The organism is Kineosporia sp. NBRC 101677 (assembly GCF_030269265.1).
Taxonomy (GTDB): domain Bacteria; phylum Actinomycetota; class Actinomycetes; order Actinomycetales; family Kineosporiaceae; genus Kineosporia; species Kineosporia rhizophila.
On record NZ_BSTA01000019.1, the window covers coordinates 61,229 to 69,043 of the forward strand.

The following is a 7,815-nucleotide window of genomic DNA, read 5'->3' on the forward strand; positions in this document are numbered from 1 at the left end:
CCTCAGCGGTAGCCTGTGACGTCGGCCGGTCTGCCCGCGTCCTGCACCTCGACGATGTAGCGCCAGGCGTCAGGTCGGGAGCCGTCGAGGTCGTCGAACCCGTACACCTGGGCGAGCTGCCCGCTGGAGAGCGACTCACCGTTCCAGCGGGCCCGGTCGGGATCGGCAGCCAGGGCCGCGACCGCGCGGCCGGTGAAACGGGGGGTCTCCGAGATGGCGAAGTGCGGCTCGGTGGCCAGCGCGTCGCGCCAGGTCTCTTCGGTGACCGAGAAGTGCTCCAGCATCATCTCCGAGCGCATCCAGCCGGGGGTGAGCGAGACCGCCAGGCAGCCGTGCTTGCGCAGGTCGCGCGAGTGGGACCAGCCCATCCGGTTCACCGCGACCTTGGCCAGGTCGTAGAACGGGTTGAGCCGGTAGTTGGTGGCGTTGTACGCGGTGGTGCCGTCGGTGACCTCGACCAGGAGCCCGCCCGGCCTGCTGATCAGCAGCGGCAGGGCGAAGTGGGCGGTGATCAGGTGCGTGTCGACGGCCAGGCGGAGCAGGCGCAGGCCCTTGTCCAGGTCGTGCTCCCAGACCGCCTTGTCCCACTCGAACAGCAGCTCACCGCCCCAGATGTCGTTGACCAGAACGTCGAGCTGCCCGTGGGCGGCGCGGATCTGCGCGACCAGTGACTCGACCGCGGCCTGGTCGAGATGGTCTGTGGGAACGGCGATCCCGGTGCCGCCGGCGGCCGTGACCAGCTCGGCCGTCTCTTCGATGGTCTCGGGCCGCTGGTACTCCGAGGCCTGCGAACGGGTGGTGCGGCCGGTGACGTAGACCGTTGCCCCGGCCGCGCCCAGCTCTACCGCGATACCGCGACCGGCGCCGCGGGTGGCCCCCGCCACCAGAGCCACCTTGCCCTGAAGGGTCGTCATGCCTCCATCCTGCCTTACTGAAATACTGTTGTCATGCAGTCTCCGGAAGACAGCCCCGCAGACCTTCAGATGCGGCAGTTCGTCGAGCGTTTCGCCGACTCGTGGGCCGCCACCGGCGCATCCCGGATCGAGGGCCTGATCGCCGGCTACCTGCTGGTGGACGAGTCGGACGGGGTGAGCCCGCAGGAGCTGTCCCAGCAGCTGCAGATCAGTGCGGGCTCGGTGTCGTCGTACACCCGGGCGCTGGTGGAGCGGGGTTTCGTGCGCCGGGTGCGCAGATCCGGCGAGCGCTCGCACTATTTCGTGATGGACGAGGACGTCTGGGCCGGATTCCTCGAGCGTGAGCAGGAGTACCTGACCAGCCAGCTGCAACTGGCCGTGGAGACGCTGCCGCACGTGCGGGAGGGCGGGGTGGCCTGGCAGCGGGTGCGGAACATGCGCGACTACATGAGCTGGCTGATCGATTCGCGGCTGGGCAGCGAGTGGGCCCGGATCAAGGCCGAACGCGATCAGCTGCAGCGCGACCAGCAGCAGAACGCGCCCGGACGGTGACCATGGGGGTGCTGCTCTCGGAGTCGGTACCCACCACACCGTCCACCCCGAACACGTCCCGGACCAACTGCTCGCTCAGCACGTCGGCCGGCGCCCCCGAGGCCACCACCTCACCATCGGACATCACCACCAGATGTGAGGCGTAGCGCGCGGCCTGGTTGATGTCGTGCAGCACGGCCAGCACTGTGCGGCCGTCGGCGCGCATGTCCTGGCACAGGTGCAGCAGTTCGACCTGATGAGCCAGGTCGAGGAACGACGTGGGCTCGTCGAGCAGCACGTACTGGGTCTGCTGGGCCAGCACCATGGCGATCCAGACCCGCTGCCGCTGACCGCCGGAAAGGTCGGTCAGCAGTCGGTCGGCATACGCCGTGACCCCGGTCGCGGCCATCGCATCGGACACGATGTCCGCGTCGCCCGGTAGCCACTGGCGCAGCAGCGAATGGTACGGATGACGGCCGCGGGCAACCAGATCCCGCACCCGCAGCGACTCAGGCGCGATCGGATGCTGGGGCAGCGCCGCGACCCGTCGGGCAACGGCTTTCGGCCGCAGGGAACGCAGTTCGTGGCCGTCGAGCTCAACCCGCCCTGAAGTCGGTCGCAGGGTGCGGGCCAAAGCCTTGAGCACCGTCGACTTACCGCACCCGTTGGGGCCGATCACCGCGGTGAACTCACCTTCCGGCACGGCCAGGGTCAGGTCGCGCACCACAGCCGGCCCGCCGTACCCAAGTGTCACGTTCTCCAGTGACAGGCTCACAAACGTCCTTTCTTGTGCTCGCTCAGCAGCAGGTACCCCAGATAGCAACCACCGACCCCAAGCGTGAGGACGCCCACGGGCAAGCCTTCGACGAACGGCACCTGTTGTGCGGCCAAGTCGGCGACGACCATGATCAGCGCACCGGTGAGAGCGGCCGGGAGCACGCCGACATCGGCGGAACGAACCACCCGACGGGCAATTTGAGGTGCGGTGAGAGCGACGAACGAGACGGGACCGGCCGCGGCCACGGCAGCGCCGGCCGCCACGACCGACAGCAGGATCGCGGCCGTACGCGTACGGTCCGGATCAATGCCCAGCCCGGCCGCTGTGTCGTCGCCCATCTCCATCATCCGGATCGCGGCGGGCAGCGTCATCGCCAACGGCAGCACCACCAGCAGGACGACCCCGCTGACCAGGACGTCGTCGACGTTCGCCGCATTGAGCGATCCGACCAGGTAGGCAGCCAACTGGGCCGCCGCGTCCCGTAATTTGACGCTCACCACGTACTGGGTGACCGCGTAGGCCATCGCCGCCACCCCGATACCCGCGATGATCGTGCGGGTGGGGGAGCGGAATCCCATGCCGGTGCAGAGATAGACGATCAGCGTGGCGGCTCCGGCGCCGAGCACGGCCCCGACCGGGGTGGGGATGCCGGTGAACATGAGTGACGAGATAGCTACTCCCGCACCGGCTCCGGCGCCCAGACCGATCACGTCCGGACTGCCCAGGGGGTTGCGGGTGACACTCTGGAACAGGGTGCCGGAGAGCCCGAGCAGGGCCCCGGCCAGCATTGCCGTGGCCAGTCGGGGTCCGCGCAGACGTTCCAGCACGAACTTGGTCTTTCCTTCGGCACCGCCGGTCAGTGCAGAGGGCAGGTCGGCCGGAGAGATGCCCAGGCGCCCGAGCGACAGCGTGGCCACCCCAACGGCCAGCACTGCGAAAAGTGTGCACAGGCTGTAGATCAGGGCCGGGCGATGTACGGGGATGGCTACTCGTGAGCCGAGACGCGCGATCATCGGGCCGCCCACCCTCGGCGTACGGCCACGAGCAGGAACGGGGCACCCAACAGCGCGGTGACGATGCCGACCATGATCTCCTCGGGGCGGGCGACGATCCGGCCCAGGATGTCGGCCACGATCAGCAGCATTCCCCCGAGCAGGGCGGCCACCGGGATTTGCCAGCGGTGATCGCTCCCGGCCAGGGAACGGGCCAGGTGGGGCACGGCCAGCCCGACGAAGGCGATCGGCCCGACGGCCGCCGTGCCGGCAGCACTGAGCAGAGCCGCCGCCAGAATGCCGCCGGCCCGGACCAGCGCCACCGGCGTACCGAGGGAGGTGGCCACGTCTTCGCCCAGGGCCAGGTTGTTCAGCGAGGGGGCAAGGATCAGGGCGAGCAGCAGACCGACGATGAGGGCCGGCGCGATCGAGGCGGCAACCCCGAGGTCGCGCCCGCCGAGCGCACCGATCACCCAGAAGCGGAACGAGTCGAACACTTTCGGGTTGGTCAGCGTCATGGCCTCGATGTAGGCGCTGAGCACGGCCGACACCACGGCTCCGGTGAGCAGCAGAGTCACCACACTGCCGGAGGCGGAACGGCCGCCCACGGTGTAGACCAGCAGCACGGTCAGCAGGGCGCCGACCATCGCCACCCAGATCGAGCCGGCGCCGAAGCCGGCCCCACTGACGGCGGCGGCCGTGACCATCGCCGCAGATGCGCCGACGGTCACGCCCAGCAGCCCGGGATCGCCGAGCGGGTTACGGGTGATGCCCTGGATGACCACGCCGGCGACCGCCAGGGCGCAGCCGACCAGGGCTCCCATCACCGTTCGCGCGAACCGGGCGTCGAGAACGGCTTCCAGGTACGGATCGGGGGTGCCGGTGAGCACGCCCAGCACGGCACCCGGGTCGGTCACCTTCCCGCCGAGGAACAGGCTGGCCACCGAAGCGGCGGCCAGCCCGGCGAGTGCTCCCAGAACAACCAGGGAGCCCCGCACCTTGCTCAACGGTCGAGCTTCGCGACGGCCTCGTCGATCAGCGGGGTGAACCGCTCCAGGGTCCACGGCACGGTCAGCGGGTTGATGATCGAGGACGCCGTGACGAACGGCTGGTCGGTCGGCGCCACCACCGAACCCCGCTGGATCGCCGGGATCTGCTTGTACAGCTTCTGCCCCTCGATCTCCTTGCGGTTGGCCTCGTCCGAGTAGAACGTGAAGATCAGGTCCGAGTCCTTGAGCTTGTCGGCGTTCTCCAGGCCGATCGCGGCCGAGTCGGTGCCCTCGACCTCCCACTCGCCCAGGGTGTCCACCACCGGGTCGACGGTCAGGCCGAGCGCGCTGACCATGGCCACCCGCTGCTCACCGGGGTAGAACACGCCGAGCGTGCCCGGGCCGCTGTTGTAGATGTACGAGAAGGTGATGTCCTTGTAGGCCGGGTTCGCCGCTTCGGCCAGCTGCTTCTTCACGTCGGCGATCAGCTTCTCGGCGTCGGCGCTGCGCCCCATCGCCTGGCCGATCGTCTTGATCTGCTCGTCCCAGGTGATGGTCCAGGGCAGCTTCGGGTACGCGACGGTCGGCGCCACGTCCTTGAGCAGGTCGTACTGCTCCTGTGTGACTCCCGACCAGGGAGCCAGGATCAGGTCGGGCTCCAGCTCGACGATCGCCTCGACGTCCAGCTCGGTGCTGCCGGTGAACTGCTCGGGCAGCTCGGCGCCGCGCTCGGTCACCGCCTCGTGGATCCAGGGCAGGTAGCCCGTGTCGTCGCTGCCCCAGGGGTACTCCTCGATCCCGACCGGCACGGTGCCCAGCGCGATCGCGGTCTCGGTGGAGCCCTGGCCGAGGGTGACGATCCGCTCCGGCTTCTCCGTGATCTCCGCGGTGCCCAGGGCGTGCTTGATGGTGACCGGCTCGAAGGTGGCGGCGCCGGACTGGGCCGCGGCCTCCTCGTCCGAGCCCGAGTCCGATCCGCCGCAGGCGCTCAGGGCCAGGACGGCCGCGGCGATCAGGGCGACCAGGCCGGTGCGTGTTCTCACGTGATGGTTCCTCTCTAGGGGCAGGGGCGAGGGCTTCCCTGCGACCTGAGAGCTTAGCCTTACCTAACCTGAACTTTCAAAGCGTATGAAAGTTCAGCAGGGCGAGACCCTGGGCCGTCGCGCTACCGGGCGCCGCGGTGTGGGTGAGCAGGCGAACGCCGGTGGCGTCGGGCAGGTGCAGCACCTCGAAGCTCAGGTCGAGATCACCGACCACAGGGTGATGCAGCCGGCGGGTGCCGCTGGAGCACAGGCGCACCTGATGGCGGGCCCACAGAGCGGCGAACTCCGGGCTGCGCAGGCTGAGTTCGCCGATCAGCGCGGCCAGGGCCGGATCGTCCGGGTGGTGCGCGGCGACGTAGCGCAGGGAGGCCACCGACGTCGCTGCCTCGTCGGCCCAGTCGCGGTGCAGTTCGCGGGTGTGCGCGTCGAGGAAGAGCATCCTGGTCAGGTTGGGGCGGTCGGGGCCGGCGGCGTCGGGGGCCTGTCGGTCGAGGTGGCCGGCCAGCAGGGCGTGGCCAAGAGCGTTCCAACTGAGGACGTCGTTGTGCCGTCCCAGCACAAGTGCGGGTACGTCGTGCATGGCTTCGAGCAACTGCACCACACCCGGTCCGGCGCGTTCCGGCTTCGGAGGTCGGCGGCGGTCGGCCGGGCGAGGGCGGGCCAGTTCGAACAGGTGGGCCCGCTCGTCGGGGGTCAGGCGTAGCGCCCGGGCCAGGGACTCGATGATCGCGTCCGACGCGGCTTGGGACTGCCCCTGTTCGAGCCGCGTGTAGTAGGCGGTGGAGATCCCGGCGAGCTGGGCCAGTTCTTCTCGGCGCAGGCCGGGCACGCGACGGGTGCCGTAACTGGTCAGGCCCGCCTCGTCCGGCGAGATGCCGGCCCGACGGGTGCGCAGGAAGTCGCCCAGGTCGCGGGCATCGTGGACGGTCGGCACGGAACCAGTGTGCGGCAGGCGCGGGCGGCGTGCCTGACCCTGTGAAGGTCAGGCAGCGGGTGCGTCGGCTGTGCCGGTGGCTGGTTGCCTTCGGGGCCGGGCGCCAGCGTTGGTCGCATGCTTCGAACCTCGCCCCGGGCGACTCTCCCGGTCCTGCTCACCGCGGGCTTCACCCTCGCCGTCGACTTCTCCGTGCTCAACGTCGCTCTACCGGTGATCGGCCGGGACATCGGCCTGGAAACAGCTGACCTGCAATGGATCGCCACCAGCTACGCGCTCTGCGCCGCCGGGCTGACGCTGTTCTTCGGCCGGGTGTGCGACCTGCTCGGCCGACGCCGGATCTTCCTGCTCGGCATGGTGCTGCTCGGTGTCTCGTCCCTGGCCGGCGGGCTGGCCCAGACCGCGTTCGTGCTGCTGGCCGCCCGAGCGGCCCAGGGCGTGGCCACGGCCATGGTCACCCCGGCCGCGTTGTCGCTGCTCACCACCGGGTTCCCCGAGGGACCGGCGCGGGACCGGGCGCTCGGGCTCAACGGTGCGCTGATGGCTGGCGGGTTCACCACCGGAGCCATGCTGGGCGGCCTGCTCACCGACACCCTGAGCTGGCGCTGGGCCTTCTTCCTCAACGTGATCGTGGCGGTGGCCGTGCTGGCGGTCGCGCCACGGGTGCTGCCGAAGGACCAGATTCGGTCCGCCGGCGTGCGGCTCGATCTGCCGGGCGCGCTGCTGGCCACCGGTGCGCTGGTCGCCCTCGTGCTCGGTGCCAGCAGCGCCGGCGAAAGCGGCTGGACCGCCACACCCACCTGGACTGCTTTGGTGACCGCGGGCGTCCTTTGTCTGCTGTTTCTCTGGATCGAAAGCCGTTCCGCTCAGCCGCTGATCGCCCTGGCCATGCTGCGCCGGCGACCGACTGCCGTCGGAAACCTGGCCGGAGCGCTGGCCTTCGCCGCTGAGACCTCGCTGGTCTTCCTGCTCACCCTCTATCTGCAGGACGTGCTGGGCATTTCGGCTCTGGCCGCGGGGGCCGTGTTCGGTGTGCTCGGGGTGGGCACTGTGCTGGGCGGGCTGCTCGCGCCTCGGATTTTCGCCAGGGTCGGGCTACGCCGAGGTTTGACGTTCGGCTTCGTGGTGCAGGGGGCGGCCACGCTGCCGCTGGTGTTCGCCGGGCCCGATCGTGCTTGGGTGATTCCGCTGCTGCTGTTGGTTTTCGTGGGCGGTGTGGCGAATCTGGTGGCGATCGTGGGTTACGTGACCACGGCCACAAGTGGACTGCCCGACCATGAGCAGGGCCTGGCCACGGGGCTGGTGACCATGAGCCAGCAGGTCGGCATCACGCTGGGCACGCCGGTGCTGTCGGCCGTGGTGGTGGCCGGTGCTTCGGTGGAACTGCTGAACGGTCTGCATCTGGCCATCGCGGTGAATGCCGGGGTGTGCCTGGCGGCGGCCCTGCTGGTGAGGCTGGGCCTGCGAGCCTGACGTGATTCTTCAATGCCGCGGACCGTGCGCCTGCCTAGGGCGTGTCCTGCGGATCTTGTTCATGATCGTGTGCAAATGATGGATTCGTGGTTGGACGTGGAGAACTGACGGATAAGGCGTGGGCGGTTATCGAGCCTCTGCTGCCCCTGGAAACAGGGCAG

At 69.5% G+C, this 7,815-nt stretch carries 8 protein-coding genes; 2 read left to right on the forward strand and 6 right to left on the reverse strand.

Annotated elements, in window-relative coordinates:
- Positions 1-2: 2 nt before the first annotated feature.
- On the reverse strand, positions 3-914 hold the full coding sequence (locus tag QSK18_RS34110; protein WP_232813927.1) for an SDR family oxidoreductase: 912 nt from the start codon (positions 912-914) through the stop codon (positions 3-5).
- A 33-nt stretch (positions 915-947) separates the two neighbouring features.
- Here QSK18_RS34110 and QSK18_RS34115 point away from each other — a divergent pair, with 33 nt between their 5' ends.
- A complete protein-coding gene (locus tag QSK18_RS34115; RefSeq protein ID WP_232813926.1) occupies positions 948-1,466 on the forward strand; it encodes a GbsR/MarR family transcriptional regulator in 519 nt (172 codons plus the stop codon).
- On the opposite strand, the gene QSK18_RS34120 is transcribed toward QSK18_RS34115, so the two are convergent.
- The 5 genes from QSK18_RS34120 to QSK18_RS34140 all read right to left on the reverse strand — a co-directional run bounded on the left by QSK18_RS34120 (position 1,408) and on the right by QSK18_RS34140 (position 6,181).
- Positions 1,408-2,220: an ABC transporter ATP-binding protein gene (locus tag QSK18_RS34120; RefSeq protein ID WP_285628118.1), complete on the reverse strand. Its 813-nt coding sequence runs from the start codon at positions 2,218-2,220 to the stop codon at positions 1,408-1,410. The two genes, QSK18_RS34115 and QSK18_RS34120, sit on opposite strands and share 59 nt — an antisense overlap.
- Positions 2,217-3,236 carry a FecCD family ABC transporter permease gene (locus QSK18_RS34125; RefSeq protein ID WP_285628121.1) on the reverse strand — a complete coding sequence of 340 codons (1,020 nt, stop codon included), beginning with the start codon at positions 3,234-3,236 and terminating at the stop codon, positions 2,217-2,219. The genes QSK18_RS34120 and QSK18_RS34125 overlap by 4 nt, the downstream gene beginning before the upstream one ends.
- Entirely contained in the window at positions 3,233-4,222 is a 990-nt protein-coding gene (locus QSK18_RS34130; RefSeq protein ID WP_502894321.1) for a FecCD family ABC transporter permease, read from the reverse strand. The genes QSK18_RS34125 and QSK18_RS34130 overlap by 4 nt, the downstream gene beginning before the upstream one ends.
- Positions 4,219-5,247 carry an iron-siderophore ABC transporter substrate-binding protein gene (locus tag QSK18_RS34135; RefSeq protein WP_285628124.1) on the reverse strand — a complete coding sequence of 343 codons (1,029 nt, stop codon included), beginning with the start codon at positions 5,245-5,247 and terminating at the stop codon, positions 4,219-4,221. The genes QSK18_RS34130 and QSK18_RS34135 overlap by 4 nt, the downstream gene beginning before the upstream one ends.
- Positions 5,248-5,323: 76 nt before the next feature.
- On the reverse strand, positions 5,324-6,181 hold the full coding sequence (locus QSK18_RS34140; protein WP_285628129.1) for a helix-turn-helix domain-containing protein: 858 nt from the start codon (positions 6,179-6,181) through the stop codon (positions 5,324-5,326).
- Positions 6,182-6,298: 117 nt separating this feature from the next.
- Here QSK18_RS34140 and QSK18_RS34145 point away from each other — a divergent pair, with 117 nt between their 5' ends.
- The gene (locus QSK18_RS34145; protein WP_232813921.1) at positions 6,299-7,654 is read left to right on the forward strand and encodes an MFS transporter; all 1,356 of its coding nucleotides are present in this window, start codon (positions 6,299-6,301) and stop codon (positions 7,652-7,654) included.
- The last annotated feature ends 161 nt before the right edge of the window (positions 7,655-7,815 follow it).